This window comes from Mycobacterium sp. GA-0227b (assembly GCF_001499855.1).
In the GTDB taxonomy this organism is placed as follows: domain Bacteria; phylum Actinomycetota; class Actinomycetes; order Mycobacteriales; family Mycobacteriaceae; genus Mycobacterium.
In genome coordinates this window covers 115,745-141,186 of record NZ_LQIK01000006.1, presented here as the reverse complement: position 1 = coordinate 141,186, position 25,442 = coordinate 115,745, and the positions used below count along the sequence as shown (strand labels likewise).

General features: G+C 67.6%; 27 protein-coding genes and 1 pseudogene. 16 read left to right on the top strand and 12 right to left on the bottom strand.

What is annotated here, in order from left to right:
* Positions 1–4: 4 nt before the first annotated feature.
* Positions 5–814, bottom strand: coding sequence for a FadR/GntR family transcriptional regulator (locus tag AU185_RS07505; RefSeq protein WP_059098602.1), 810 nt, complete (start codon positions 812–814; stop codon positions 5–7).
* A gap of 118 nt (positions 815–932) precedes the next feature.
* Between AU185_RS07505 and AU185_RS07500 the strand changes: the two genes are divergently transcribed.
* Positions 933–3,233, top strand: a complete 2,301-nt coding sequence (locus tag AU185_RS07500; RefSeq protein WP_059098601.1) for a CaiB/BaiF CoA-transferase family protein — start codon at positions 933–935, stop codon at positions 3,231–3,233.
* Position 3,234: 1 nt separating this feature from the next.
* On the opposite strand, the gene AU185_RS07495 is transcribed toward AU185_RS07500, so the two are convergent.
* Entirely contained in the window at positions 3,235–4,473 is a 1,239-nt protein-coding gene (locus AU185_RS07495) for a cytochrome P450 (RefSeq protein ID WP_059098600.1), read from the bottom strand.
* A 134-nt stretch (positions 4,474–4,607) separates the two neighbouring features.
* Between AU185_RS07495 and AU185_RS07490 the strand changes: the two genes are divergently transcribed.
* From AU185_RS07490 to AU185_RS07470, 5 genes are read left to right on the top strand one after another with little or no spacing between them, the layout of a single operon-like run.
* On the top strand, positions 4,608–5,723 hold the full coding sequence (locus tag AU185_RS07490) for a Rieske 2Fe-2S domain-containing protein (protein WP_059098599.1): 1,116 nt from the start codon (positions 4,608–4,610) through the stop codon (positions 5,721–5,723).
* A gap of 14 nt (positions 5,724–5,737) precedes the next feature.
* Complete coding sequence (locus AU185_RS07485) at positions 5,738–7,312, top strand: AMP-binding protein (protein ID WP_156425440.1); 1,575 nt, start codon at positions 5,738–5,740, stop codon at positions 7,310–7,312.
* A gap of 10 nt (positions 7,313–7,322) precedes the next feature.
* Positions 7,323–7,736, top strand: coding sequence for a nuclear transport factor 2 family protein (locus AU185_RS07480; RefSeq protein WP_059098597.1), 414 nt, complete (start codon positions 7,323–7,325; stop codon positions 7,734–7,736).
* Between the two features lie 53 nt (positions 7,737–7,789).
* The gene (locus AU185_RS07475; RefSeq protein ID WP_059098664.1) at positions 7,790–8,263 is read left to right on the top strand and encodes an FAS1-like dehydratase domain-containing protein; all 474 of its coding nucleotides are present in this window, start codon (positions 7,790–7,792) and stop codon (positions 8,261–8,263) included.
* Complete coding sequence (locus AU185_RS07470; RefSeq protein WP_059098596.1) at positions 8,260–8,676, top strand: MaoC/PaaZ C-terminal domain-containing protein; 417 nt, start codon at positions 8,260–8,262, stop codon at positions 8,674–8,676. The genes AU185_RS07475 and AU185_RS07470 overlap by 4 nt, the downstream gene beginning before the upstream one ends.
* Here AU185_RS07470 and AU185_RS07465 read toward each other — a convergent pair.
* Positions 8,673–10,127 carry an aldehyde dehydrogenase gene (locus tag AU185_RS07465; protein ID WP_059098595.1) on the bottom strand — a complete coding sequence of 485 codons (1,455 nt, stop codon included), beginning with the start codon at positions 10,125–10,127 and terminating at the stop codon, positions 8,673–8,675. The two genes, AU185_RS07470 and AU185_RS07465, sit on opposite strands and share 4 nt — an antisense overlap.
* A gap of 94 nt (positions 10,128–10,221) precedes the next feature.
* On the opposite strand from AU185_RS07465, the gene AU185_RS07460 reads away from it, so the two are divergent.
* Positions 10,222–11,538, top strand: a complete 1,317-nt coding sequence (locus AU185_RS07460; RefSeq protein WP_059098594.1) for a lipocalin-like domain-containing protein — start codon at positions 10,222–10,224, stop codon at positions 11,536–11,538.
* Positions 11,539–11,542: 4 nt separating this feature from the next.
* On the opposite strand, the gene AU185_RS07455 is transcribed toward AU185_RS07460, so the two are convergent.
* Complete coding sequence (locus tag AU185_RS07455; RefSeq protein ID WP_059098593.1) at positions 11,543–12,679, bottom strand: aromatic ring-hydroxylating oxygenase subunit alpha; 1,137 nt, start codon at positions 12,677–12,679, stop codon at positions 11,543–11,545.
* 136 nt (positions 12,680–12,815) lie between these two features.
* Here AU185_RS07455 and AU185_RS07450 point away from each other — a divergent pair, with 136 nt between their 5' ends.
* Positions 12,816–13,811, top strand: a complete 996-nt coding sequence (locus AU185_RS07450; protein WP_059098592.1) for an alpha/beta hydrolase — start codon at positions 12,816–12,818, stop codon at positions 13,809–13,811.
* A gap of 31 nt (positions 13,812–13,842) precedes the next feature.
* Complete coding sequence (locus tag AU185_RS07445; RefSeq protein WP_059098663.1) at positions 13,843–14,289, top strand: SRPBCC family protein; 447 nt, start codon at positions 13,843–13,845, stop codon at positions 14,287–14,289.
* Here the strand turns inward: AU185_RS07445 and AU185_RS07440 are convergent.
* Positions 14,286–14,693 (bottom strand): Rv0313 family protein, encoded by a 408-nt coding sequence (locus AU185_RS07440; RefSeq protein WP_059098591.1) that lies wholly within the window; start codon positions 14,691–14,693, stop codon positions 14,286–14,288. The two genes, AU185_RS07445 and AU185_RS07440, sit on opposite strands and share 4 nt — an antisense overlap.
* A 106-nt stretch (positions 14,694–14,799) precedes the next feature.
* Here AU185_RS07440 and AU185_RS07435 point away from each other — a divergent pair, with 106 nt between their 5' ends.
* From AU185_RS07435 to AU185_RS07420, 4 genes are all read left to right on the top strand, one after another.
* A complete protein-coding gene (locus tag AU185_RS07435; protein ID WP_059098590.1) occupies positions 14,800–15,606 on the top strand; it encodes a nuclear transport factor 2 family protein in 807 nt (268 codons plus the stop codon).
* A gap of 36 nt (positions 15,607–15,642) precedes the next feature.
* Complete coding sequence (locus AU185_RS07430; protein WP_502687983.1) at positions 15,643–15,822, top strand: hypothetical protein; 180 nt, start codon at positions 15,643–15,645, stop codon at positions 15,820–15,822.
* 90 nt (positions 15,823–15,912) lie between these two features.
* Entirely contained in the window at positions 15,913–16,497 is a 585-nt protein-coding gene (locus tag AU185_RS07425) for a hypothetical protein (protein ID WP_082683778.1), read from the top strand.
* A 24-nt stretch (positions 16,498–16,521) separates the two neighbouring features.
* Complete coding sequence (locus AU185_RS07420; protein WP_059098588.1) at positions 16,522–16,887, top strand: DUF732 domain-containing protein; 366 nt, start codon at positions 16,522–16,524, stop codon at positions 16,885–16,887.
* On the opposite strand, the gene AU185_RS07415 is transcribed toward AU185_RS07420, so the two are convergent.
* Both AU185_RS07415 and AU185_RS07410 read right to left on the bottom strand, forming a co-directional pair.
* Complete coding sequence (locus tag AU185_RS07415; protein WP_059098587.1) at positions 16,884–17,654, bottom strand: SGNH/GDSL hydrolase family protein; 771 nt, start codon at positions 17,652–17,654, stop codon at positions 16,884–16,886. The two genes, AU185_RS07420 and AU185_RS07415, sit on opposite strands and share 4 nt — an antisense overlap.
* Positions 17,655–17,663: 9 nt before the next feature.
* Positions 17,664–18,449, bottom strand: coding sequence for a hypothetical protein (locus tag AU185_RS07410; protein WP_059098586.1), 786 nt, complete (start codon positions 18,447–18,449; stop codon positions 17,664–17,666).
* Between the two features lie 45 nt (positions 18,450–18,494).
* On the opposite strand from AU185_RS07410, the gene AU185_RS07405 reads away from it, so the two are divergent.
* From AU185_RS07405 to AU185_RS24550, 3 genes are read left to right on the top strand one after another with little or no spacing between them, the layout of a single operon-like run.
* Positions 18,495–19,805: an NAD(P)/FAD-dependent oxidoreductase gene (locus AU185_RS07405; protein WP_059098585.1), complete on the top strand. Its 1,311-nt coding sequence runs from the start codon at positions 18,495–18,497 to the stop codon at positions 19,803–19,805.
* Positions 19,806–19,838: 33 nt separating this feature from the next.
* Positions 19,839–20,030, top strand: coding sequence for a hypothetical protein (locus AU185_RS07400; RefSeq protein WP_059098584.1), 192 nt, complete (start codon positions 19,839–19,841; stop codon positions 20,028–20,030).
* 48 nt (positions 20,031–20,078) lie between these two features.
* Positions 20,079–20,570: an NUDIX hydrolase gene (locus AU185_RS24550; RefSeq protein ID WP_082683777.1), complete on the top strand. Its 492-nt coding sequence runs from the start codon at positions 20,079–20,081 to the stop codon at positions 20,568–20,570.
* Positions 20,571–20,592: 22 nt separating this feature from the next.
* Here the strand turns inward: AU185_RS24550 and AU185_RS07395 are convergent.
* From AU185_RS07395 to AU185_RS07375, 5 genes and pseudogenes are all read right to left on the bottom strand, one after another.
* Positions 20,593–20,991 (bottom strand): annotated as a pseudogene (locus AU185_RS07395) (nuclear transport factor 2 family protein); the annotation flags it as partial.
* On the bottom strand, positions 20,991–21,866 hold the full coding sequence (locus AU185_RS07390) for an LLM class F420-dependent oxidoreductase (protein WP_059098582.1): 876 nt from the start codon (positions 21,864–21,866) through the stop codon (positions 20,991–20,993). The gene AU185_RS07390 and the pseudogene AU185_RS07395, both read right to left, overlap by 1 nt.
* Entirely contained in the window at positions 21,863–23,302 is a 1,440-nt protein-coding gene (locus tag AU185_RS07385) for a serine/threonine-protein kinase (RefSeq protein ID WP_059098581.1), read from the bottom strand. The genes AU185_RS07390 and AU185_RS07385 overlap by 4 nt, the downstream gene beginning before the upstream one ends.
* Positions 23,303–23,325: 23 nt before the next feature.
* The gene (locus AU185_RS07380; RefSeq protein ID WP_059098580.1) at positions 23,326–24,459 is read right to left on the bottom strand and encodes a PDR/VanB family oxidoreductase; all 1,134 of its coding nucleotides are present in this window, start codon (positions 24,457–24,459) and stop codon (positions 23,326–23,328) included.
* Positions 24,459–25,358, bottom strand: a complete 900-nt coding sequence (locus AU185_RS07375; protein WP_059098579.1) for a metal-dependent hydrolase — start codon at positions 25,356–25,358, stop codon at positions 24,459–24,461. The genes AU185_RS07380 and AU185_RS07375 overlap by 1 nt, the downstream gene beginning before the upstream one ends.
* Positions 25,359–25,442 lie beyond the last annotated feature (84 nt).

The following is a 25,442-nucleotide window of genomic DNA, read 5'->3' as shown; positions in this document are numbered from 1 at the left end:
CCTTTCAGCGCTGGCGCTGCGCGAGCGCCTGCGGCGACAGTGCCACGATCCGCTGTTCGGGGTCGCCTTCCAGCAGATAGGTCTGGGTGTCGGCGACGTGCCGTGCGGCCAGCTTGCGGGCCCGCTCCGCGTCGCCCGACTCGATGGCGTCGGTGATCTTGGTGTGCACGGTCAACGCAATGCGGCGCTTGCCCATCGACGGGTACTCGCCCTTGGCGGCGGTCTCCTCGGCCCACCAGTTCAGGTGACCGGTCCACAGTGTTTCGAGGCTGCCCACCACCGCGATCATCGTGTGATTGCCGCAGCCGCGCACGATCTCGTCGTGGAACTGCCCACCGATCTCGGTGAAGCGTGCACCGTCCTCGATGTGCTCGGCCATGGCGTCGTTGAGTTCCTTGAGTTTCGGAATCAACGACTTACCGCGGTCGGGATGGCGCGCCGCGAGCGCCGCGCACATCGGGTCGAGTTCCTGAAGCGCCGTGCCGAGGTCGGCGAGCGGCACGTAGTCGCTCTGCAACAACAGTCCCAGCATGTAGGCCGCGCTGGCCTTGGCCGGAGCATGGACGACCGCACCGCCGCGGTTACCTCGTCGGACCGAGACCAGCCCCTCGGTCTCCAGGATTCGCAACGCTTCTCGCAGTGACACCAGGCTGACATTGAACTGCTCGACGAGGATCTCCTGGCGGGGCAGCAGATCACCGTCGGCGAGTTCACCCTCGATGATCTGGCGGCGGAGTTCGTCGGCGACGATCTCCGCGGTTCTGCGCGATCCCAGCCGCCGCCGCGCCTCGGGCCCGATTCCCAGTGTTGTCATGACTTGGCAATGTTAACAGTGACAAGCCCGTCACCTGGGGTGTACCGGATCGCTAACTGCCAATAGTTATTAAGATGACAAAGAAACGCGGGTCCGCCTTTTGTGGGATGGAAGTGGGATGGAGGAGTGCGTGGGCCAGGCAGCACCCACCCCGCTGGACGGTCTACGTGTCGTCGAGATCAGCGACCGGATCGCCGGCGCGTACTGCGGCAAGCTCCTCATCGACGCGGGTGCCGAGGTCGTCAAGGTAGAACCCGCCGACGGCGACCCGCTGCGTCGCGTCTCGGTGACGGGCGCTAACCCGGACGGGGCCGATTCGCCGCTGTTCGGTTACCTGAACGCCGGAAAGCGCAGTGTCACAGAGCTTTCCGAAGACCTGCTGATGGGCGCAGACGTGCTGTTGCTGACCGCGGACCGCGCTGAAGCGAACCGGCGAGGTATTCACCCGGACAGGCTGGTCAAGGCGTCGCCGGGCTGCGTCGTCGTGACGATCTCCGATTTCGGCTGGACCGGACCCTGGTCTGCGCGTCCTGCGACGGAGTTCACGCTGCAGGCCGCCTCGGGTCTCACCGGATTCCGCGGAGATCCTGCAGGGCCGCCGATCTCGATCGGTGGCGACGTGGGGGAGTACATGGGCGGGGCGTGGGCGGCGTTCGGGGTGCTGGCGCTCTCGCGACGGGTGCACGGCGGCGGCCTGGGCGGCCACCTCGACATGTCGATGCTCGAGGCGGTGACGTTGATGCAGAGCGGCGAGTGGCTGCATTCCGCGCTGTTGCGGGTCCCGCCGATCCGGCGCTCGGTCGAGGTGCCGTCGATCGAGCCCACCAAGGACGGCTATGTCGGGATCAGCATGGTCACCGGCCAGCAGTGGCTGGACTTCGCCGCGATGGTGGAATGCCCGGAGCTCACCGAGATCGACCAGCTGCAGTTCCAGATCGGCCGATGGGACTACCGCGACTGGATCCGCGAGCGTATCGACCCCTGGCTGCGTGCCCGAACCGTGGACGAGATCGTCGAGCTCGGCCAGCTGTTCCGGATCCCGCTCGCGCCGATCGGCGACGGCGCGACCATCCCGCACATGGACCACTTCGTGCAGCGCGGGGTGTACATCGACAACCCGGCCGGCTTCCGCCAACCGCGGCCACCCTGGTTGATGTCGCAGGCAGCTGCGGCGCCGATTCGCCCGGCACCGGGAATCGGCGAAGCCGACGGTGAGTCATTATGGACACCAAGGGATCACGTCGAACTGCGGGATGTCCGTCTTCCGCTCAGTGGCCTGCGCATCATCGACTTCACCGCGTTCTGGGCGGGACCGGCGGCGACGCACGCGCTGGCCGCGTTCGGCGCCGACGTGATCAAGATCGAGTCGATCCAGCGCCCCGACGGCATCCGATACTCGGGTGGCATGCGCAAGGATGTCGACGACTGGTGGGAGTACGGGTGGGTATTTCACGCGATGAACACCAACAAGCGTTCCGTCACCCTCGATTTGCAGTCTGCCGAGGGCCTGCAGCTGGTCAAGCAGCTGATCAGCGACGCCGACGCTGTGGTCGAGAACTTCTCACCGCGCGTGATGGAGCAGTTCGGCCTCGGCGCGCAGGTGCTGCTCGACCTCAACCCCCGCCTGGTGATGCTGCGGATGCCGGCCTTCGGGCTGACTGGGCCGTGGCGGGACCGAGTTGGGTTCGCGCCGACCATGGAGCAGATCGCGGGGCTGGCGTGGGTGACGGGACTGCCCGACGGTCCGCCCGTCGCACCGCGCGGTGCGTGTGATCCCCTGGCCGGTGCGCATGCCGCGTTCGCGTTGCTCGCCGCGTTGGAGTTCACCGGCCGCACGGGCCGCGGGCAGCTTCTCGAGGTGCCGATGATCGAGACGGTGCTCAACGTGACCGCCGTGCAGACAATCGAATTCGAAGTGTACGGGCGGCTGATGCAGCGCCGCGGCAACCGGGGCCACGGCTCGGCGCAGCAGGACGTCTACCGGTGCGCGGGCGAAGACCAGTGGATCGCCGTGGCCCTCTGCAGCGACGCGCACCGCGCTGCGATCGCCGAGATCACCGGCGGTTCCGATCTCGAGGCTTGGTTGGCCACCCAGGACGCGCCCGGCGCCGTCGAACAGCTTGCCGCGCGCGGCATCCCCGCGGCGACGGTGATCTCTCCGACCCTGGTGACCGAGAACCCGCAACTGCGGCACCGCGGTTTCTTCGAACCGCTCGAGCACCGCCGCACCGGCGTGAATCACTATCCCTGTCCGCCGTTCACCCGGTTCGACGGCGCCGACGGCTGGCTGCTGCGCACGCCGCCGACGCTCGGCGAGCACAACACCGAGGTGCTGACCGAGATCTGCGGACTCACCGACGCCGACCTGCAGCGGCTGTCCGCCCAAGGCGTGATCGGCACCCGCCCGAAGGGGCTTTGAATCAGCGCGCCCGCAGTGAGATCGGCATCGCGTCGAAGATCGTCATGTTGTTGGTCAGGTTCGGATAGGTCACCGTGGCGGGGCCCAGAGTGATGTCGTCGGCGCGGCACAACAACTCGTCGAGCACCGCGCGGATCTCGGCGCGGGCAAGCATCGCGCCCAAACAGTGGTGCGGACCGCCCCCTCCGAACGCCACGTGTGGGATCTCCGGTCGGCCGATGTCGAAGGTGAACGGATCGTCGAACACCTCCTCGTCGCGGTTGGCCGATCTGAGCATCGACACCACCCGTTCGCCGGAGGGGATCGTGACACCGTCCATCTCCACGTCGGTCGTGGTGGTGCGGGTCCAGAACGCCACCGGTGTCGCCCACCGCAACACTTCTTCGACCGCCGCCCGGCGCACCGATTCGTCGGTCCGGTAGCGACGTATCTGGTCGGGATTGTCGACGAACGCACGCAATCCGTACCCCAGCGCGTTCTTCGTCGTGTCGCTGCCGGCGAACGCGATGACGAAGAAGAAGATCTCCAGTTCGTTGGCGGGGATGGACAGCTGCTCGCCGTTCTCGTCGGTGACAACGGCGGACGCCAGCGTGCTCCAGATGTCGTCGGCCGGATCGCGTCGCTTGTCGGCGGTCAGCTCGAGCGCATAGGTGAAGATCTGGCCGAACAGGGCGAGTTGCTCCGGTTCGGTCATCGTCGACCCGGGCGAATTGGCCGCCAGGATCCGGTCGAAGGTGTCGAAGATCTCCGGGCGGTCGTCCTCGGGGATGCCGATGATGTCGCCGATCACCGACATCGGCAGCACGTCGGCGACGTCGCCGATCCAGTCGCCGCCCCCGGCCGCCAGCAGATCGTCGATCAATGCGGTCGCGCGCGTGCGGATTCCGTCCTCGAGCTTGCCGATCGCCTTGGGAGTGAAGGCGTGCGACATCACCCGTCGCCGCTTCAGCAGCTCCGGCGGATCCATGTTGATGATCGTCGGAAACGAGCCGACAGGGCCGACGCCCTGAATGAGCGGCCCGTCGGTCGCGGTGAACGAATCGGTGTCGCGGTGAATGCGTTGCGCGTGCCGCAGCTTGGTCGTCACCCAGAAGTCCCGCTTGACCGTCGCCAGCACACTGTCGGTGAGGTCGTGGTGGAAGATGGGCCGCTCCCGGCGTAACTCGGCGAAGAGGTCGTCGGGAAATCCGTTCTGCCACAACGTCGGATCCGACAGATCGACCGAAGCTGTCATCGGCATGGGTTTTCGGTGCTCCTCGTCTGCCCACGTGCGATCGCCGCTGGGCTTGCTTGACCTAGAATGCCTAAAATAGTAAAAATAGGCAACGGGCGGGCCCGCTGACCTGGGCTGTTGCGAGCGTGGACGGAGCTGGTATGACGGAAACGGTCGAAGACCCCACCCTCGATCCCTCCGAACGCGAATTCGGCCCCAGCGGCATCAGCCTGTCGACCTACCGGTTCCCGACCGGATGGTTCATCGTCGGCTTCGCCTCCGACCTGGCGCCCGGGCAGGTCAAGCGTGCCCATTACTTCGGCCAGGAGTTGGTGATCTTCCGAACCGCAGCCGGACGCGTGCACGTACTCGACGCGTACTGCCTGCATCTGGGGGCCAACATGGGCGTGGGCGGCACCGTCGAGGGCGAGCACATCGTCTGCCCGTGGCACGGATGGCAGTGGCGCGGTGACGGCACCAATGCACTCATCCCGTACAGCAAGATCGGCTGCAAGCAGAACGTGCGCATCAGGACCTACCCGTGTGCAGAGTGGTACGGCTTCATTCTGGTGTGGCACGAGCGGCACGGCCGCGCGCCGTATTGGCAGCCGCCCGTGCTGCCGGAACTCGAGACCGGTGAGTATTACCCGCTGCATCCGCACACCAGGATGGTGAACCGCGTCAAGGTGCACGCGCAGATGATCATCGAGAACGCGGCGGACCCCTACCACGTGCAATACGTGCACAAGGCCGCCAATCCGGCCAACACCGCGTCGTTCGAGGTCTCCGGCTACCACCTGCACGCGACGGTGAACGCGAATTTCGGTGGGGGACGGGCCAAGACGTGGCTGACGCCGAACGGGCCGGTGGACGCCAAGATCGTCTACGACAACTACTCGCTGGGCCTCGGCGTCGTCCGCTTCCCCTCGGAACTGGTGGCGACCGTGCAAGTGACCGGCCAGACGCCGGTCGACGAGGACTACACCGACTACTTCTACACACAGGCGTCGATCCGCGAACCGGGCGACAGCGGTGACGTGCCGTCGGGACGGGCCGCGAAGTTCCTGCAATTGCAGCAGGAGGTCATCAAACAGGACTTCTTCACGTGGGAGAACATGAAGTACCTGGAGAAGCCGAACCTGGCGCCGGAAGAGGCGCACGACTACGCCGCGCTACGGCGGTGGGCGCACAGGTTCTATCCCGGCACGCAGCCGGCGGCGACGGACTTCGGCTACACCGCTGACGGTCAACCCGATCCGGCCGCAGCAGGGGCGTGATGCCCAGCGCCCCGGTGGCCGGCCCGGCGATGTTCGGCGTCGAGCGATTTACAGTGCCCGAGGTGCTCGATCGCCGGGCCGAGCAGTTCGGTGACCGGGTGATGATGTCGATCGCCGGGGAGCCCGTGACTTTCGCGCAGATGCGCGACCGGTCGTGCGCGGCAGCGAACGTACTTCTCGACCGGGGCGTCGCGCCAGGCCAGACCATTGCACTGTTCACCGGGACATGCCCGGAGTGGGTGTACTTCTGGCTGGGGGCCGCCCGCATCGGCGCGGTCGTCGCGGCCGTCAACGGCGCGAGCAAGGGCGACTACCTGGCCCACGCCCTCGCGGTGTCGCGCGCCGTGTTCGTGCTCACCGATCCCGGCCGAGCGGACCGGCTCACCGACGTGGCCGACGACATCGACTCGCTCGCATCCATTGCCACCGTTGGTGACTCGCTGTCGAGCGAGCTGGCAAGCGCCCGCACCACCGCGCCCGCGGCGGACGCTGCTCCGCACGACGTCGGCGCGCTGTTCTTCACCTCCGGTACCACCGGACCGTCGAAGGCGGTCGCCACGACCTGGCATTACCTGTTCACCGCCGCCGCGACGGTGGCCGCGGCATGGGAATTCAGCGCGGGAGAGGCGATCTGGACGGCGATGCCGCTGTTCCATCTCAGCGCCGCGCCGACCGTGCTGGCACCCATGCTGGTGGGCGGCACCAGCGTGCTGGCCGACGCCTTCCATCCGACCGAGGTATGGGACCAGATCCGGGACTGTGGCGCGGTGGGTTTTGCGGGCGCCGGGGCGATGGTGGCGATGCTGTGGAACCTGCCTCCGGATCCACGCGACGCCGAGACGGGCCTGCGGTTCATCTCGGCAGCTCCGATATCCGCCGAATCCTATCGCGCCATCGAGACCAGATATCGCTGCCGCGTCGTGACGATGTACGGCCTGACCGAGGCGTTTCCGCTTGCCTACAAGAGTGTTTCGGCTGAGGGCGTTCCGGGTACATCGGGAACGGTCAATCCGGCATTCGAGGTGCGCCTCGTCGACCGCGACGGGCGTACGGTGCCCGAAGGCGCCGTGGGTGAGATCACCTGCCGGACGCGGACTGCGCATGTGATGAGCGAGGGGTATGTGGTGTCCGCGCCCGGCGGAACCCGCGTGACCGTGGCTCCTCACCCCGACTGGTTTCATACCGGTGACCTCGGACGGCTGGTAGACGGGCAGCTGATGTTCGTCGATCGCGCCAAGGATTCGCTGCGCCGGCGAGGCGAGAACGTGTCGTCGGTCGAGGTGGAACAGACGGTGCTCGGCCACCCGGCTGTGGCCGAGGCGGCGGCTGTCGGGGTGCCCAGCGAGCTGGGCGAAGAAGACATCCTCGTGGTGATGACGCTGAAGCCGGGCGCGACAGTCGATTTCGCCGAGCTCCTCGACTTCTGCACCGACCGGATGCCGTACTTCTGCGTGCCGCGCTATCTCGAGGTGCTGCCCGAGATCCCGAAGAACGTGATCGGCCGGGTGCGTAAGGACTTGCTGCGCGCCAGGGGAGCGGGCGCCAGCACGTGGGACCGCGAGACCAACGGCTACACGCTGAGCAGGTGAGGAGAACCACGTGTCACTGACCTACCAACAACAGTTCGTGCTGGACGGGTTGGCCGGAAGGGCGGCGATCCTCAACCTGAATGCCCGATACAACCGGCTGTTCACGGCCGGTGATGTTGCCGGTTGGCTCGCCACGTTCCGGCATTCGGGTGCGACGTACACCCGCGACGGCCGGTCGTTCACCGATCTGCGGGAGGCGTTCGACGGCGGCGACGGACGGCGGTTGATCACGCTCGACCACGAGATCACGGTCGACGGCGTGGAGGCGGCGCAGAGATGCGTCGCGCTGCTGTTGTACGGCAACGGCATACAGGCCACCGGTGGCTACACCGATCGGCTGGTCTATGAACGCGGCGGTTGGTATTTCACGTCGCGCGCCCTGGAATGGGACCCGGCGCCCCGCGAGAGCGCATTACCGGTGTGACGCGACCCATCCGATACGACCTCGCCTTCGGCTCCTACCAGGACGCGTTGCGAATGGTCGGCACCCGCACGGCACCCAGGTACGCCGGAACGGCGGTCAGCGGCGCGCGCATCCAGCATTTCGCCGCGATGGTTCGCGACCGCAATCCGTCCTACTGGGATGAGGAATTCGCGCTGCGGCAGTGGGGTGGGCTGATCGCCCCCCCGGCGCTGCTGATGGGATGGCTGATCCCGCCGCCGTGGCTGCCGACAGACGAACCACCGACGTCGTCGATCGCGATTCGCGTCCCCCTGCCGGGCACGACGTTCATCAACGCCTCCAACGAGGTCGAGTTCCCCTGCACGATCGTCGAAGGTGACCGCCTACACATAGTCGAGGAGGTCGTGGCGGTGTCCGAGGAGAAGCGCACGCGCCTTGGCGCAGGCCATTTCGTCCAGACCCGCGACGAATTCCACCGGCAGGACGGCACACTGGTCGCGGTCAACCGCAACACGCTGTTCCGCTTCACCCCCGGGGCCGACCGGTGACGTGCGGTGTCGCCTGGGCGGACGTCACGGTGCCCACGGAGTTACCCGAGGTGATCGATCCGATCGACTACCAGCGGGTCGTCATGAACCCCGGCGCGACATGGGATTACTTTCCGGCGCACTACGATCCGGTCTACGCCGGGCAGCACGGCCACCCCACGATCTTCGTCAACACCATGCACATCGCCGGCTTCGTCGACAGGATCGCCACGGACTGGGCCGGGCCCTGCAGCAGGGTGGTGCGGCGCAAAGTCACGCTGCTCGGTTCGATCTACGCGGGTGACTCGATGGTGGGCCGCGGCCGCGTCGTCGCGAAGCGGGAGCGCCGACTGGTCGACCTGGAGATCACCGTCTCCAATCAGCGCGGAGAGTTGTGCTGTCCAGCGGAGGTGACGCTGGAGTTCTCGTCCTAAAGCTGCGGCAGCGGGTCGGCGCTCACCGTGGTCTGGAGTTCGACGTACTCACTCAGTCCCTCGGCGCCGAATTCGCGACCGATGCCGGACTGTTTGAACCCGCCGAAGGGCATCGTGGTGTCCAAGGTGTACATGTTGATTCCATATGTGCCCGTCCGGATCTGGGCGGCGATCTCCAGTCCGCGCGCGACGTCGTCGGTCCACACCGAACCCGCCAAGCCGTAGTCGGTGTCGTTGGCGATCCGCACCGCGTCACTTTCGTCGGAATACTTCAGCACCGTCAGCACCGGGCCGAAGATCTCCTCGCGGGCGATCCGCATGTCGTTGGTCGCGTCGGCGAACAGCGTCGGCCGGACGTACCAGCCCCGGTCGAAGGGAGAGTCGATGCCGCCCAACACCATTCGCGCGCCCTCGGCGATGCCCGACTCGATGTAGCCCTGTACCCGTTGCTGTTGCCGCTGCGCGACCAGGGGGCCGACGTCGGTGGCCTCGTCTGCCGGGTCACCCACGTTCAGACCCGACATCATGTCGGCGAGCGCGTCGACCAACTCGTCGTGGCGTCGTTCGCTGACCAGGATTCGGGTCTGCGCGACGCAGGCCTGCCCGTTGTTCATCAGGCTCGCCATCTTCAAATGGCTGACGGTGCGGCCGATGTCGGCGTCGTCGAGGATGATCGCCGCCGATTTGCCGCCCAGTTCCAGGCTGACCCGCTTGAGCTGTTCACCGCAGACCGCGGCGATGTGCCTGCCGGTCGCCGACGAACCGGTGAAGGAGATCTTGTCGACGCCGGGATGGCGGATCAGGCTCTCGCCGGTCGCACGGCCGCCCGGGACGATCGACACCACGCCTTCGGGCAGGTCGACCTCGTCGAGCATCTCAGCCAGCCACATCGCGTCGATCGGGGTTTCGGGGGCGGGCTTCACCACGACCGTGCAGCCCGCGATGAGCGCCGGGATCATCTTCGGCATGATCAGGAACTGCGGCACGTTCCACGGCACGATCGCGCCGACGACACCGACGGGCGCACGGCGGATCTGCACGTCGCCGAACAAGCCACGCCGCCGCTCGAGCCACGGATAGTCGCGGGCGGTGGCGAGGTTCAGATGCATCTGCGCGACGGCTCCCACCGCCTGACCGAGCCTGCTGAAGCTGCGTGGTGAGCCCATCTCGGCGGTGATGAGGTCGGCCATCTCGTCGGTGTGGGCGGTGTAGACCGTCGCGAGCTTGTCGATCACCGCCATCCGGTCGTCGACGGTCATCCGCGGCCACGGCCCCTCGTCGAACGCGGTTCGTGCCGCGGTCACCGCCCGGTCGACGTCGTCGGGACCCGCCTCGGGCGTTTCGCCGATGTGCTCCTCGGTGTGCGGGGAGACGACCTGGAGCCGCCGCCCGGTCGACGGTTCCGTCCACCGGCCGCCGAGGAAAAGCCGATCGTAGACAAGAGATCTCATCTTTGCGCCTCCCGTTCCGGCACGGCGCGACCGCCTGCCCACTAAGGTCGCTATTAATGCAAACATAGCAAGAAAACCCCCGAGGAGTGGACACGTGGGCGAGGACTGGCGTCGGTATCCGTTCTCGCTGGTCGCCGGTGACCCGCAGCTCGATTTCCCGGCCGCCGAGGCGGTCCACCCTGACTTCCAGTCCGACACCTGGTTTCTCGCCGGCGAGTTGACCGCGGAGTCCGGCCGGCGATATGCGTTTCTCTCGATCGTCAACAAGAACCGGCCTGGCGAGTCGATCGTCGCGGACTTCTACACCCTGGCGGTGTTCGACCTCGACACCGGTGTCTACGCAAGCTATACCGACTATGACATGCCGCCTGCGAACATGGCGCCGGGCGCGAGGCCGAAACTCACACTGGCCGAGGGGCACCTCGGAATCGCCTACGACAGCAGCTCCGGCATTGCGTCGTGGCAGACCTGCCGCGACGCTCGCGGCGAGTTGTTGCCCTACACCTACGATGTCGATTTTGTCGGCACCGATCCGGTGACCGGTCATTCGCTGCGCGTGACACTCAATGTGACGCCATCGCGGGCACCGGTGCCACTGGGTGCCGCCGCGCACAACGGCCGGATCGACTGCTTCGGCCAGGCGGGCACGTATTCGTACTTCCAGACCGGAATGTCGATGACGGGCACGTTGACGTGGGGCGCGCTGTCCGAACGCGTATCGGGTACGTCAGGCCACGTCGACCGGCAGTGGTTCCCGTTGGTGGCAAACGCCGGCGGCCCCGACGGCGACATCCGCTGGCGCGCGCACGAGTGGCGCACCATCAACCTCGACAACGGCGTGGACCTCAGCATCTGGCATCAGTTCGACCGCGCCGAACACAATGCGCTGCAACCGTTCTCGGGTGCGACGGTCAGTTTCCCCGACGGCACTACCGCACCCGAGTACGCGGACGACATCGAGGTCGCAGTGCACGGTTACGTGCGCTGGCCGGAGTCGGTGCGGACGCTGGTGCCGCCACCGCGCACGGCTCGGTACCTGCCGGACCGGCACCGCCTGACGTCGCGCGCGCTCGACCTCGACCTGACCGGCGAACCGCTGATTCCCGCACCGGCTCATGCGCTACCGCTGGAATACATGGAGGGTCCGTATCGGTATACCGGGACGCTGCGCGGCGAACCGGTGAGCGGATTCGCGTTCTACGAGCGCTCGCTCGCGCTCTACCGCGACTGGGAGTTGATCGACGTGCTGGCCACTGCGGTCGGGCGGCCCGCGGTCGCGCCGCTTCGCGAATTGATCGACTCCGGGCAGGGCGGTGAGGCGATCGACTATCTCACCGGCCGGATACGTCCCGGGGCCGACCCGCGGACCGCGCAGATCGTCGACGACCTCGTCGAGGCGCTGTCACCCTGAGCTGTCAGGCTCCCAGCGCCCGGGCCCAACTGGCGTGCCGGTGCTGCAGGCCTGGCTCGTTGCGGCCGAACACCAGGTTTTCGCGAACACCGGATTCCAGGTTGGCCTGAAGCGCGGCGACCAACGCGTAGTCCTCGTCACGGACGGTCGCGTGCGCATAGTCGAAGACCGCGGCCGCGCCGGCGGCGACGGATTCGTCGGTGAGGTCCAGCGGGGTCGAGTTCTGGTGCACGGTGATCGAGCGCCCGGGACCCTGCCCCGGATAGACGCGAAACAGCTCGCCGTTGGCGATGGTGCAGGACAACACGATGTTCGGGAACAGCGCGTAGATCACCACCATGTGGTGCAGCGGGTCCCACTGCTCCTCGGGGACTTCCTCGAGATCACGGATCCCGTTGAGCGGAAACACGAGTCGATGATGCGGGCCGAACGAGTCGAAGACCGTGCAGTTGCTGCGGGCGATGGTCGCAAATGTGGTCCTGTGCACGGTCGCGAAGTGGTAGTTCTCGGCGAACGTGTCGATCGCCAGCTTCCAGTTGATCGGGCAGTCGAGCACCTTCTCACCCAGCGGCGACCAGCGGCCGATACCCCAGGAGTCCAGTTCGTCGGCCAGCGGGCCGAGGAAGGCCGGGATGTCCAACGTCGCACCGCGGTCCAGCGAGAGCCACAGGAATCCCGCGCATTCGGCGGCCGGCAGTTCGGTCAGCGTCGTTGTGCCCGATGCCGCTTCGGGAAAGCCCTCCTTACCCGGCACCGCGGTCAGTGCGCCGTTGAGGTCGTAGGTCCACGAATGGTACGGACAGGCCAGTCGCCGGGCCGCGCCGCAGCCGTCGGCGATCCGCGATTGCCGGTGCAGACATACGTTGTCGAACGCGCGCACCAGCCCATCGGCCGCCCTGGTGAGCAGCACCGAGCGGCCCATGACGGTCTTGGTGCAGTAGGTGCCGGGCCGCGGGAGTTCCGACGAATAGCCCACCAGTTGCGGGGACCGGCTCAGCAGCTCGACATCCTGGTCATGGCGGTGCACCGAGATATAGCTGTCCACGCTCACCCTGCACTCGGCCGGCAGAAGATCGGTGGTGTTGTCGCGAGCAAGTTTGACCGCGCGCCGGGTGAGGTCGATGAGCAGGTCGCGGTCCATCACTGATCCTCGGAAGGGGCCGGGGGCTATTTCGTTATTTTTATAATGATGGTGCTTCTTTGTCAAAAACCGCTGGTGACCGGCGGGGTCGGCCTATCGTGCGCAACAGGTCGGGAGACGACACAGGGAGGCACCGATGACGCGCAGAGGGCGATCGGCGGTCGGCCGGTGCTGGGCCGTGGCCACGGCGGGGCTCATGGTGCTGGGTCTCGTCGCCGCGCCGGGCACAGCCCCGACCGCAGCGGCGTTTTCGAATCCGGACCTGCCCGTCGAACAACTCGAGGTGCCCTCGACGGCGATGGGCCGCACCATACGCGTCGAATTCCTCTCCGCTGGGCCGGATTCGCCCGCGCTGTACCTTCTGGACAGCATGGAGGCCGGTGAGGATTTCAACGGCTGGGACATCAACACGCAGGCCTTCGACTGGTATGACGGCTCCGGCATCTCGGTGGTCATGCCCGTGGGCGGGAAGTCGAGCTTCTACAGCGACTGGTACGGACCGGCGAAGGGCAACGCCGGAACTTACACGTACAAGTGGGAAACGTTTCTCACCCGCGAACTCCCGACCTGGCTGGCCGCCAACAAGCAGGTACGGCCGAGCCGCAACGCGGTCGTCGGATTCTCCATGGGCGGGTCGGCTGCGCTGGTCCTGGCGGCATACCACCCACAGCTGTTCAGCTATGCCGGATCGCTGTCGGGGTTCTTGAACCTGTCGGCGCCGAACGGGCCGGGCCAGGTCAGGATCGCCCAGATGTGGAACGGCGGCTTCGACCCGGCCGCGATGTGGGGGCCGCCGGGCGATCCGGCCTGGGCCCGCAACGATCCGACGGTGCAGGCGGGCCGGCTGGCCGCCAACGGCACCCGCATCTGGATCTACTGTGGCAACGGCACAGCCACCGACCCCGCGCTGGCCAGTCCCGATGCGCCCATCGCCGGCCTGGGCTTCCTCGAGGGCTTCGCGATCGACTCCAACCGCGCATTCGTCGACGCCTACATCGCCGCAGGCGGCAACAACGGCGTATTCAACTTCCCCGACGGCATCCACAGCTGGGGGTACGCGGGCCAGCAGCTGCAGCAGATGAAACCCGACATTCAGCGGGTCCTGGGAGCCAGCCCTGGCGCGCAACGCTGAGGTGCCGCAGGCGAATTCCCTGAGTTGGCTGATGACCCGCGCGCAGCGGGTGCTCACCGAGGAGGTGCCTGCCCCGCCCGCCGATGTCCGCGCGTTCTATGTCGACCTCGACAACATCGCGACGGTCCATCCGCTCGTCGTTGCGGTGCGCTCGACCGCCCACGTTCAGGTGGAGCACGGCTACCAACAGACCTATCGGGTCACCGACCGTATCCGGTTGGGACCGGCCACGCTGCGCATCACCTACCGGGCGCGGTTGACCGTTCCGGTGACCGGTGAGGTGACCGCGGAAGCTCGGCAGTTCCCCGGCGTACGGCTGCGCAGCCGCGTCGGCTTCGATTCGACGCCCTGCGGTACCCGCGTGACCGAGCGCATCTGTATCCAAGCGCCTCGACCGCTGGCCTCGTTCGTCACCCGGCAGGCGGTGAATGCGCACCGCGAGATGCTGCTCGGCATCCGCCGGAGCTTCGAGCGTTAGTCCTCGTCGGTCGGCGTGGGGTCGGTCTCGGATGCGTCCAACACACTGACCGCGATTCCGTAAGGAAGGAACCGCACCTTGCGGGCGGGGTCGGTGTTGTTCTTGTTCGCCCGCAACGCGTCCAGCTCGGTGGGATACACCTGCTCGATGTGGGCCCCGCCGTCGGCGTCGACGGTGTAGATCGCCCACACCCCGTCACCGGTCTCACCGGTCGTCTCCGGCTGGCGCCGTGGCCGAGAGGAGCGGGTGAACTCGTCGACCAGGTTCGCCCAGCCGGCGCGTTCCCCGGAGGTGCTGAAGAACCTGCCGAGGCCGTCGAGCGCATCGCGCAGCCCTTCACCCGCCTCGCGGACAACGCGGTCGAACTCTTCGGGATCGAACCCGAACGGGCCGTTGCTGCTCATCGTGCTTCCTCCTGCCGCCCCGCACCACTGCGCGGCGATAGGCCCCAGTGTGCCCGCAGGTGTGCGAGTAGTCGACTGAAGCGATCCTCAGGTGGTAGGCAACCTTATGGCAATCTCACCGGAGGACGCCTTGGCCGCCGTCGAGCGATCCCCGGCAGCGGTCACCGTCCACGACCGCGACGCGTGGGTAGCCGCGTTCACCTTCGACGGACTCATCGAAGACCCAGTGGGCTCGCAACCACACCGCGGCACCATGGCGATCACCCGCTTCTACAACACCTTCATCGGTCCGCGTGACATCACCTTCCATCGCGACGTCGACATCGTGGCCGGCGCCACCGTCATCCGGGACCTGGAACTCGAGGTCCAGATGTCGGGCGGGCTGACGATGCGAATACCCGCCTATCTGCGCTACCACCTGGAAGACACCGGTGGAGAACTGAAAATAGCTGAGCTGTCAGCTTTTTGGGAGCTACCCGCGATGGTGGGGCAGTTCCTTCGCAGCGGAGTCCGCTCGGTGCCCGCCACAGTTGCGCTGACCAAGGGGCTGCTGACCAACCAGGGCGTCGTCGGGACACTCGGATTTCTCGGCGGATTCCGCGGCACCGGCCCGCCTGGCAAGCGGCGGTTCGGCGAGTTCCTCGCGGCCGCGCGGGCCGGTGACGAGGTCGGGGTGCGACGCTGGTTGGGCGGTGGCACGCAGATCACCGCGGGTGACCATACGCCGATGAGCGGCACCGAACTGTTGACCCGCTTGACCGGCGTCCGGCCCCGCAAGGTGATCGGCTCCGGTTACAGCCTGGTCTGCGGCATCGACGGCGCCACCGGCCGCGACGTGATGATCGCCGATGTGGCGGCCAAGCCGTTCGCGATCAGGCGGATCCGCTATTACTCCGCCGGCAGCGTGACCTGATTCGATCGCCTCGGCGACGGGTAACCCCGCCGCATGATTCCGCGTGAAGACGACGACAACAGCGAACAGGACGTCGCCGACGACGACCACGTCGCAGCCTCACGCGTCGGCAAGGAAGGCGACGACGACGGCAGCTACGTGGGCCGCACGTTCTCCGACGACGCGATCGACGCGGGCGAGACCGGGGCCGAGGCACGCAGCGACGACGGTCGTTGACATTGACATCAGGCACAAACAGGGTTCGCGGCAGGTGAAGTATCGATTCGGTCGCGTCGGACGCGGTCGGCGCGCCGGACGTGAGACGGTATGAGCACCATGGCTGCCGACGACGAGATCACCGACGAGATCACCTACGAGGAATTCGGCCGCAGATTCTTCGAGGTCGCGGTGACCGAGGAGCGCGTCGGCAACGCGATCGCCGAGATCGCCGGCGACGAGTTCGAGATGGGCCCGATCGCTCAGGGGCCGGGCAAGATCGCCAAGGTCACGGCGAATGTCCGGATCCAGGAGCCACGGCTGACCCGCGAGGTCGGCGCGCTGATCACGTTCGCGATCCGCATCCCGTTGGAGATCGACATGGTTGTCGACCTGCGGATCGACAAACCCAAGTTCATGGTCTTCGGCGAGATCGCCCTACGCGCCACCGCACGTGCGGCCGACCCTCTGCTGCTGATCCTCGACGTGGAGAAGCCGCGGGCCTCCGACATTTCCATCCATGTCACGTCGAAGTCGCTGCGCGGCGAGGTGGTGCGCATACTCGGGGGCATCGACGCCGAGATCAGGCGGTTCATCGCCGCGCACGTGGCCGGCGAGATCGACAGCCCCGCGTCGAAGAAAGCCAAGGTCATCGACGTGGGAGCCACCATCGACACCGCCTGGACGGGAATCTAGCGGCGGACAGCGTACGATTCGCGGGTGCTTCGCAAATCCCTGACGACGCTGGCGCTGACCGCCGGGCTTCTCGGCGCGACGGCCGTCGTGACCGCGCCCGCGCAGGCCGATCCCGTCGACGATGCGTTCCTGAACGCAGTGACCGAGGCCGGGGTCGTCATGAGTGATCCGGGCAGCGCCGTGGCCGTCGGCCAGCAGGTGTGCCCCATGTTGGCCGATCCGAGCCAGAACGCGGCCGACGTCGCCGCCAAGGTCGCCGACATGGGTGGCATGTCGCTGGGACCGGCGACGATGTTCACCGGCATCGCGGTCTCGATGTTCTGCCCGGCGATGATGTCGTCGATCGGCAACGGCCAGTCGCCGATCCCGCTGCCGTTCCTCGGGATCTAAGCCGCCAGGACCTCCAGCCGAGGGCGTCTCGGTCCGCGGCCCTCTCCGCTCGAGCGGCCGCGCAAGTGGCTCCAGAGCCACGGCATCAGCAGATTGCGGGTCCACAGCAGCTGGGAATAGGCCTGTGACCGCAGCGGAGGCCGCCGTGGTCGTTCCGAGGCCCGTGCCCAATCGTGATTGCTGCCCGGCAAGCCGAGCGCTTCGGCGGCCGCAGCGGCGAACAGGATGTGTCCCTTGGTGGAGCCGTGCACGCGGTCGGTGCTCCAGGTGTCCAGGTCCGTCATCGACGGCGCGTAATACAGGTCGACGAGCCTGAAGCCGTGCCGTTCGGCGGCCATCCTGATCACGTGGTTGATCCGTTCGACCCGACCGGCGATCACCCGGCCGATCGGCAGTATCCGCGCCAGGTCCGGAAACGTCGTCGTCACCACCGTGGCATCGCAGACAGCCAGCCGGCTGTGCAGTTCGTCCAACTCGGCCAGCGCCTGCCGGAAGCGCAGCCCCGGCCGGGTGACGTCGTTCATCCCGATGCACACGGTGATCAGATCCGGTTCCATGGCCAGCGCGTGCGGCAGCTGCTCGTCCAGCACGTCGCGGATCCGGCGACCCCGCACCGCGAGGTTGGCGTACGCCAGGCCGGGGTAGTGGGAGTCGAGGATCGCCGCGAGCCGGTCGGCGAAACCGACCAGCCCGACGAATTCGTCACCGTCCCAAAGTCCTTCGGTCTGGCTGTCGCCGACGGCGACGTAGCGGGAGTACCGAACCACACCCGCACTCTAAAGCGTGCGACCGACGGCGCTCAGCTGGCGCAGTATGTCCTCGAGCCGGGTTCGAGGCAGCTCCATGCGCCATTGGGCCGCCGAGGCCGACAGAAGCACCACCCCCGGCGCGAAGCTGATGGCGGTCAGTTGTACGCCGTGCGGCAGTTCGGGCAGGCGCACGGGATAGGCGGGAGTACGGCCCGGTAGCGGCCAGCGCGACCGGCCGAACGCCAGTCCGCGTGGCTTGAGCCAGAGTGTCGAACCGTCCAATCGCGCGTCGACCTCCAGGTGCCCGGCCGCCGGCCGCCGCGCCAGCCGCAGCCGGGCGACCCCGTCGGCGCCGACCGCTCCGGACAGCCGGGGCGCCACCCACCGGAATAAATCGTCGAGCGCCGCCGCCGGCACCTCCAGCGTCAGCTCGACCGGGGCCGCCACGAGCACCGGTGGTGCGGTCGGCCGCATGTGCACGTTGTGCAGCACCGCCGTCGCATGGGTGAACTCCGCCTCGTTCCACCGGATGTCGCGGGCGGCCAGCCGAACGTCGTTGAGTTGGCCGACCGACAGCCCCCGAACGTCGAGCCGCGAGTCGAACTCGGTGACCGTCAACGTCAGATCCCCGTTGTCGAGCCTGACTGCCACCCGCCTGCCTACCACCAGCCGACGCACGGTCATGAACAGGGTGCGGTAGGCCGCGGCTGCTCCGCTGCTGACCGGCGCCACTGCCGCCGAAGACCACAGCGCGGTCAACATGTCGATGGGGCGGAACGGGTCGAATCGGCGCAGCGATCCCGGACGCGTCATGGCTCCAGCATTCCCGTTGCGACGCCGTTCCGTACAGTCGGGCGCATGACCTCCGTGGTAATCGTCGGCAGCGGGTTCACCGGATTCGAATGTGCGCGGGCGTTGGCCCGCAAGTTCCGCAGACAGCGTGCCGATGTGGAGATCTCGATCATCTCGCCGGTCGACTACATGCTCTACACGCCGTTGCTGCCGGATGTCGCGGGAGGCCTGGTCGACGCCCGGTTCGTCGCTATCCCGTTGGCCAATGCGCTGCGCGGCGTGCAGGCGATCCGCGGCCGGGTGGACGAGGTGGACTTCGACGGGCGCACGGTCACTTTCACCGACCCCGAAGAACGGTCCCGCGTTCTCAACTGGGACCGCCTCGTGCTGACACCGGGCTCGGTGACCCGGCTTTTCGACGTGCCCGGGCTCGCCGAGCACGCCCGCGGCCTCAAGTCGACGGCCGAAGCGCTCTACCTGCGCGACCACGTGCTCGAACAACTCGAACTCGCCGATGTCGACGACGATCCGGGCCGTGCGGCGGCCCGGCGGACGATCGTCGTGGTCGGCGCGTCGTATTCGGGTACCGAGCTCGCCGTGCAGTTGCGCGCGCTCGCCGACGCCGCGGCCAACCAGATGGGCTTCGACCCCGGCGAGGTGAAATTCGTCCTGCTCGACCTGGCCGAACAGGTGATGCCGGAGGTCGGCGAGAAGCTGGGCGCGGCCGCACAGCGAGTGCTGCGCTCGCGCGGCATCGACGTGCGGCTCGGGGTCACGCTGAAGGAGGTGCACGCCGAACATGTTGTACTCAGCGATGATTCGCTGATCCGCACGCATACCGTCGCCTGGGTCACCGGCGTCACGGGTGCGCCGCTGATCGAAAAGCTCGGGCTGCCCACCGAGCGGGGCCGGCTGAAGGTCACCACCGAACTGCAGGTGCCGGGACATCCGGACGTGTTCGCGGCGGGAGACGCCGCCGCCGTGCCCGATGTCACCGACCCGGGCAAGATCACCCCGCCGACCGCTCAACATGCCACCCGGCAGGGAAAGGTGTTGGCGCGCAACGTCGCTGCCAGTCTGGGCGTCGGCAAGGCCAAACAGTACAAGCACCGCAACATGGGTCTCGTCGTCGACTTGGGCCCGCACTCCGCGGTGGCCAACCCGCTCAACATCCAGTTGTCCGGCTTCCCCGCCAAGCTCGTCACACGGGCCTACCACGTGTATGCCATCCCGCGCGGCGTCAACCGCTGGGCGGTGACACTGGCATATCTGACCGACCTGTTCTGGGACCGCTCCGTGGTGTCGTTCGGACTGTCGTCGCGGGAAGACGCCCGGTTCTCGGCGAGCGAAGGCATACCCATGCCGAAAGCCGAGTGATTCAAACCCGGTGAACCGGGGAACTGTGTCGGCATGGCTACGTATCGCGTGCTGAACCCCAAGGGCGAGGTCGTCGACACCAAGGACATCGAGAGTGCCGACGACGCCCACGCCTGGTTCGTCGACCAGAAGGCCGACCCCGAACTCGGCTGGCGCATGGAGGTCAAGACCGACGACGGGGACTGGGACTTCTTCGACAGCAGCGAGGGCGACCGCAAATACTGACGCGCGTTGTGAAGCGGGCGAAGTGCTGCTTTCAACGGAGGGTGACGTGTGCCTAAGCTGAGCGCCGGACTGCTGCTGTACCGGGTCAGCGACGGCACGGTCGAGGTGCTCATCGGCCATCCGGGTGGGCCGTTCTGGGCACGCAAGGACGACGGCGCCTGGTCGATCCCCAAAGGCGAGTACACCCAGGGCGAAGACCCCTGGACCGTCGCGTGCCGCGAATTCGAAGAGGAACTCGGCAAGCAGCCGCCGTCCGGCCCGCGAATCGACTTCCCGCCCGTCAAGCAGCCGAGCGGAAAGGTGATCACGGCGTTCGCCGTGCGCGGCGACCTCGACCTGGCCGGCACCTTCTCCAACACGTTCACGCTGGAATGGCCGAAGGGGTCGGGCAGAATCAGGGAATTTCCCGAAATCGACCGGGTAGCCTGGTTTTCCGTGGCTGAGGCTCGGTCGAAGCTGTTGAAGGGTCAGCGGCCGCTGCTGGAGTTTCTGCTGGCGGCAATCGAAGACGACGAACGTCTCGGGTCTCGATCGCGTTGATCGTCAACGCGCGGCCGTGGATGCGCCAGCCGGCCCGCGTGCGCAGGTATTCGTCGTCGTAGCGCAGATGCCACACCAGATCGGAGACGTGCTCGCCGCGGAGCGTCCAGTGGTGGGCGATGCAGGTGATCCGGCCCAGGGCGTAGTCGGGTTCGTCGCCCTTGGCGTACACCTCTCCGACGATCGCATGCTCGATCCGGGCCACGTTGGAGACGGATGCCAGCGACGCCATGGCCGCGCGCACACCGTCGCGGCCGTGGTGGCGGCGCACCGGCTCCAGAATCCGCGGCGGGTCCGGCAGGCGCAGTTCGGCGTTGTCGGTGAACAGCTCGACGACATCGTCGAATCGGCGGTCGTCGACAGCCGAGGCGTAGATGTGCACCAGATCGGCCAGTGCCAACCGGTCGGCGGTGCTCAGCATCATGAGACAAGCCCCAATCGCTGCGCGCACTCCGACAGCATGTCGCGCGCTTCGTCGATGTCGGCCGTCGGCGGCATCGCCAGGATCAGGCGGTCCGCGCCGCGCTCGGAGAGTTTGGCCGCCCGCTCGCCGTCGATCTTGGTGACCAGGTGGCCGAGCGAGAGTTCGAGCGCACCGGGGTCGCGTCCACAGCGCACGGCCTCCTCGCGCATCAGCGAGACGAGCTCGGCCAGTTCGGCGCCACCGACACCGAGCGGCTGGAACCCGTCGCCGAGCCGGCCGGCCCGCCGAGCCGCTGCCCTGCTGTGCCCGCCGATGTGAATCGGTATGTGCGCGAGCGGTTTCGGATAGCACATCGCGTGGTCGAAATCGAAGAACTCACCGTGGAAGTCGGCTCCCTCGGAGCGGTCCTGCCACAGCAGCCGCAGCACCGCCAGCTGCTCGTCGGCGCGTCGGCCCCGGCTGGCGAAGTCGGTCCCGCAGGCCTCGATCTCCTCTTTGAGCCAGCCCATCCCCACACACAGCCGCAGCCGTCCACCGGAGAGCGCATCGACCGTGGCAACCCGTTTGGCCAGCACCACGGGGTGGTGGTTGGGCAGCACGAGCACGCCAGTGGCGAGGCCCAGCCCACGGGTCTGCCCGGCCAGGAAGGCCAGCAGCTCAAGCGGGTCCGGAACCGCACAGTCGGCAGGCAACTCGACGCGACCGGACGCGTCGTAGGGGTAGACGCTGTCGTACTGCGACATGAGCACGGTGTGCTCGACGACGACGATCGACTCGAACCCGCACTGCTCCAGGTGCTTGGCGAAGGCGGCCATGAACGCGGGGTCGGCAGTGACTCCCGCGGCTACGGGCGCGATGACGGCGTATTTCATGGCAGCGGGGGCAGGCCGTTGCTTTCGCGGATGTCCCTGCGGCATTCGCGCCGGGTCTGACCGGTCTGCTGCATGCACACCCGCACGGGCGATTCCTCGGCGGCCGGCAGGGGTTCGTCGGTCGGCTCATTGGTCACCGTCGGGCTCGGGATGTCGCCTTCGGTCAGCGACCAGATCGAGGCGCCGGTGGTCTGCAGCGTCGAGCAGTACGCCGTCGAGCCGTCCGCTGTGGTTCCGGTGCTGCCGACGGGCGAGCAGTCGGCACCGATCACGGCGACCGGTGCAGCGTCCGGCGTCGCCGTCGTGGTCGGGGGAGTCGTGGTGGTCTGGGGAGTCGTGGGTGCGGGCGTCGTCGGAGTGGGCGCCGTCGGAGTGGGCATTGCCGTGGTGGTCGGGGCGAGGCCGGCGCGCGCGGCTTCCTCTTCGTCGGCGCGACCGTACTCGAAGGCCGCAACCGCGATCGCCACGACCAGCAGCACGGCGAGGATCACCGGCACGATCACGCTCGCCCGCCGCAGCGGCCGGTCGGGCCGTTTGGACCGCTTGGGCCGGGTGGCCGCTCCGGCGAGCCGGGTGGCGTCGGCGTCCGGCGGGACGGCGCCCAGGTGGTGGCCGAGCGCCCTCGCGAAATCCGCGCAGCGCGTGAAGCGGTCCTTGGGGTCCTTGGCCAGGGCCTTGGCCAGCACGGGATCCAGGCCCGCGAGGTCGGGGCGGTCGGCGCCGATCGCCGGTGGGGCCGACGAGAGGTGCTGGCTGATGACGACCGCCGGGTTGGAGTGGTGAAACGGCGGCGATCCGGTCAGCAGATGAAATGCGGTGGCGGCCAACGCATACTGGTCGGCCCGGCCGTCCAGTTTCTCACCCATCAGCTGCTCGGGCGCGGCGTAGGAGACGGTGCCCACGGTCATGTTCGTCGCGGTCAGCCCGCTGATGTCGTTCTCCCAGCGCGCGATCCCGAAGTCGGCCAACAGGATTCGTTCGCCCCCGGAGTCGGGGTGGGCAAGCAGGATGTTCGCCGGCTTGACGTCGCGGTGCAACAGTCCGCCCTGGTGGGCGTAGTCGAGGGCGTCGGCGATGGCGCTGATGATCGAGACGACTTCCCGCGGCGGCATTCCATCGGGGTACCGCTCCTGCAGCAGGCGCGCCGCATCGGTGCCGTCGACGTAGTCCATCGAGATCCAGATCTGGCCGTCGGATTCACCGCGGTCGTGCACGCCGACGATGTGCGGATGCCACAGCGTGGCAGCGATGTCGGCCTCGCGCTGGAAGCGCCGGCGGTACTCGTCGTCGGCCGACACCGAGGTGGGAAGCACCTTGAGCGCGTCGCGGCGAGGCAGGCGCGGATGCTGGGCCAGATAGACCTCGCCCATGCCACCGGCACCGAGTAGTCGCACGATGGTGTATCCGGCGAACGTCGCACCATCGGCCAACGGCATGGGCGAAATAGTACGAGACGCAGCTACAGATCGAGCGTCAGATGGCCACCCTCGGCCGCGCGCGAGATGCAGATCAACATCAGCCCATCGTCGCGTTCGGGATCGGTGAGCAGCACGTCGCGGTGGTCGACGGCGCCCGCGAGCACGCGGGTTCGACAGGTGCCACAGAAACCCTGCTGACACGAATACGGCGCAGCCACCCCCGACCGGCGTAGCGCGGTGAGCAGGGTCTCGTCGGCGCCGACGTCGACGGACTCGCCGCTCGAGGCCACGGTCACCGAGAACGCCTTGCCGTCGACGACCGGCGGGGCGGCGAACCTCTCGAAGTGCAGTTCGACGTCGTCGCGGCCGGCCAGCCGCCCGCGGATCGCGGTCAACATCGGCGCCGGCCCGCAGGCGTAGACCGCGGTGCCGCGTGGGCAGTCGCCGAGCAAATCGTCGGCGGTGGGCAGGCCGCTGACGTCGTCGGTGCGGATGCGGACCCGCGCATGCGAGGAGCAGGAGTCACTTGAGTCGCCGAAGGCCGCGACCTCGTCGACGAACGGCAGGCTGTCGCGACTGCGGCCGGTGTACACCATCGACCAGTCGACGCCGAGGCGCTGCGCCAGGCCGAGCATCGGCAGGATCGGGGTGATCCCGATACCGCCCGCCACGAACAGCAGCCGCTGGGTAGGAGAACCGTAGCCGGGGACGGTGAGCGGGAACGCGTTACGGGGTCCGTGCGAGGTGACGGTCGTCCCGGGCCGCAGCGCGTCGTGCACCTCGATCGACCCCCCGCCTCCGTCGGGGATGCGCCGCACCGCGATGCGGTAGGCGTCGCGGCGCGCGGGGTCGCCGCACAGCGAGTACTGGCGCACCAGACCGCTCGGGAGGGTGATGTCGATGTGCGAGCCGGGACGCCACCGCGGTAGCGGTCCGCCGTCGGCGGCGGTCAATGTCAGCGCCACCACGTTCTCGTCGCGCGCCACCGCCCGCCGGTCGCAGACCCGCAGCACACGCGTCCGATCCAGTTCGGGCGGCGGCGTGACCCGCCGGGTGGCGGCTGCCACCGTGGCCATTCCGGAGATCACCGCGTCGGCGAACCCCACCATCAGGCTGCGGCGACCCTGCCGCAGGGGGTTGGCCGGCAGTTGCCGGTAGCGTTCCCGCAGACCCATCAAAGGTGCGCGGCGCGCGCGGCGGGTGAGGTGGCCAGGTAGGCCACGGCCTGGGCGGTCGAGCCCATCTCCTCGGGTGAGTAGCCGGGTCGGAAGTAGGCCAGCGTGTTGACGCCGAACAGGGTCCGGAACTTGGGCAGCAGACCGAGTTCGGAGTCGCGCATCCGCATTCGCTGCATCGTCCACCAACCGATGTCGTTGTTCGGATCGGATTTGAGCAGATACCAGGTGCCGCGCTGGAAGAACGCGAACATCGCCGTCGCCGCAAGCATCATGGCCCGGATCCGGTCGGGATAGCTGTTGTGGAAATAGACCGCGACGTCGTGGGCGACGCAGCGGTGCTCGACTTCCTCGCTGCCGTGCCAGCGGAACAGGTCGACCAACGTCGGGTGGGCGTCATGGTCGTCCCAGGACGAGTTGAGCGCGAAATCGCCGAGCACCGCGGTGTAGTGCTCGATCGCCGCGATCAGCCACAGCCGCTCACACAGGTCGTTCAGCCGCCGGTCGGGATCATCGGATTGTGTTGGCGCCAAGACCTTTTCGAACATGTACTCGACGAGGTCGAGCACCGGCGCGGGATCTACGCCGTTGCCGACGAGGAACTCTCGGATCACGTCGTCGTGGGCGGCGGCGTGCGTCGCTTCCTGGCCGATGAAGCCGCGGATGTCGTCGGCGAGCTTGGGATCGCGCACCAGCGGCAGCGCTTCGTTGTACGTGCGGACGAACCAGTGCTCGGCGGCCGGCAGCACCACGTTGAAAAGGTTGATCATGGTGGAGGCCACCGGATGACCCGGGATCCACTCCAGCGGGATGTCCGACAGGTCGAAATGCACCTTGCGGGCTTGAATCTGGACTGGCCCCGGATCGATCTCCCGGGCGAAGCGGTGCGGTCGCAGCATGTCAGCCTCCTGTCGAAGCCCTTTGTACGCAGTCTAAAAGAGGTAACTGGGAACGCAGGTTTCAGGTTCGCTCGCGCTGTCAAT

What these genes read in the sequence shown, in the direction of transcription:
- AU185_RS07375 (WP_059098579.1), bottom strand. Translation starts at nt 25,358, where the DNA reads ATGCTGCGACCGCACCGCTTCGCCCGGGAGATCGATCCGGGGCCAGTC.
- AU185_RS07490 (WP_059098599.1), top strand. Translation starts at nt 4,608, where the DNA reads ATGACGGAAACGGTCGAAGACCCCACCCTCGATCCCTCCGAACGCGAA.
- AU185_RS07390 (WP_059098582.1), bottom strand. Translation starts at nt 21,866, where the DNA reads ATGAAATACGCCGTCATCGCGCCCGTAGCCGCGGGAGTCACTGCCGAC.
- AU185_RS07475 (WP_059098664.1), top strand. Translation starts at nt 7,790, where the DNA reads ATGGTCGGCACCCGCACGGCACCCAGGTACGCCGGAACGGCGGTCAGC.
- AU185_RS07455 (WP_059098593.1), bottom strand. Translation starts at nt 12,679, where the DNA reads ATGGACCGCGACCTGCTCATCGACCTCACCCGGCGCGCGGTCAAACTT.
- AU185_RS07380 (WP_059098580.1), bottom strand. Translation starts at nt 24,459, where the DNA reads ATGGGTCTGCGGGAACGCTACCGGCAACTGCCGGCCAACCCCCTGCGG.
- AU185_RS07445 (WP_059098663.1), top strand. Translation starts at nt 13,843, where the DNA reads ATGACCCGCGCGCAGCGGGTGCTCACCGAGGAGGTGCCTGCCCCGCCC.
- AU185_RS07500 (WP_059098601.1), top strand. Translation starts at nt 933, where the DNA reads ATGGAGGAGTGCGTGGGCCAGGCAGCACCCACCCCGCTGGACGGTCTA.
- AU185_RS07425 (WP_082683778.1), top strand. Translation starts at nt 15,913, where the DNA reads ATGAGCACCATGGCTGCCGACGACGAGATCACCGACGAGATCACCTAC.
- AU185_RS07385 (WP_059098581.1), bottom strand. Translation starts at nt 23,302, where the DNA reads ATGCCGTTGGCCGATGGTGCGACGTTCGCCGGATACACCATCGTGCGA.
- AU185_RS07435 (WP_059098590.1), top strand. Translation starts at nt 14,800, where the DNA reads ATGGCAATCTCACCGGAGGACGCCTTGGCCGCCGTCGAGCGATCCCCG.
- AU185_RS07400 (WP_059098584.1), top strand. Translation starts at nt 19,839, where the DNA reads ATGGCTACGTATCGCGTGCTGAACCCCAAGGGCGAGGTCGTCGACACC.
- AU185_RS07495 (WP_059098600.1), bottom strand. Translation starts at nt 4,473, where the DNA reads ATGCCGATGACAGCTTCGGTCGATCTGTCGGATCCGACGTTGTGGCAG.
- AU185_RS07505 (WP_059098602.1), bottom strand. Translation starts at nt 814, where the DNA reads ATGACAACACTGGGAATCGGGCCCGAGGCGCGGCGGCGGCTGGGATCG.
- AU185_RS07410 (WP_059098586.1), bottom strand. Translation starts at nt 18,449, where the DNA reads ATGACGCGTCCGGGATCGCTGCGCCGATTCGACCCGTTCCGCCCCATC.
- AU185_RS07465 (WP_059098595.1), bottom strand. Translation starts at nt 10,127, where the DNA reads ATGAGATCTCTTGTCTACGATCGGCTTTTCCTCGGCGGCCGGTGGACG.
- AU185_RS07405 (WP_059098585.1), top strand. Translation starts at nt 18,495, where the DNA reads ATGACCTCCGTGGTAATCGTCGGCAGCGGGTTCACCGGATTCGAATGT.
- AU185_RS07440 (WP_059098591.1), bottom strand. Translation starts at nt 14,693, where the DNA reads ATGAGCAGCAACGGCCCGTTCGGGTTCGATCCCGAAGAGTTCGACCGC.
- AU185_RS07450 (WP_059098592.1), top strand. Translation starts at nt 12,816, where the DNA reads ATGACGCGCAGAGGGCGATCGGCGGTCGGCCGGTGCTGGGCCGTGGCC.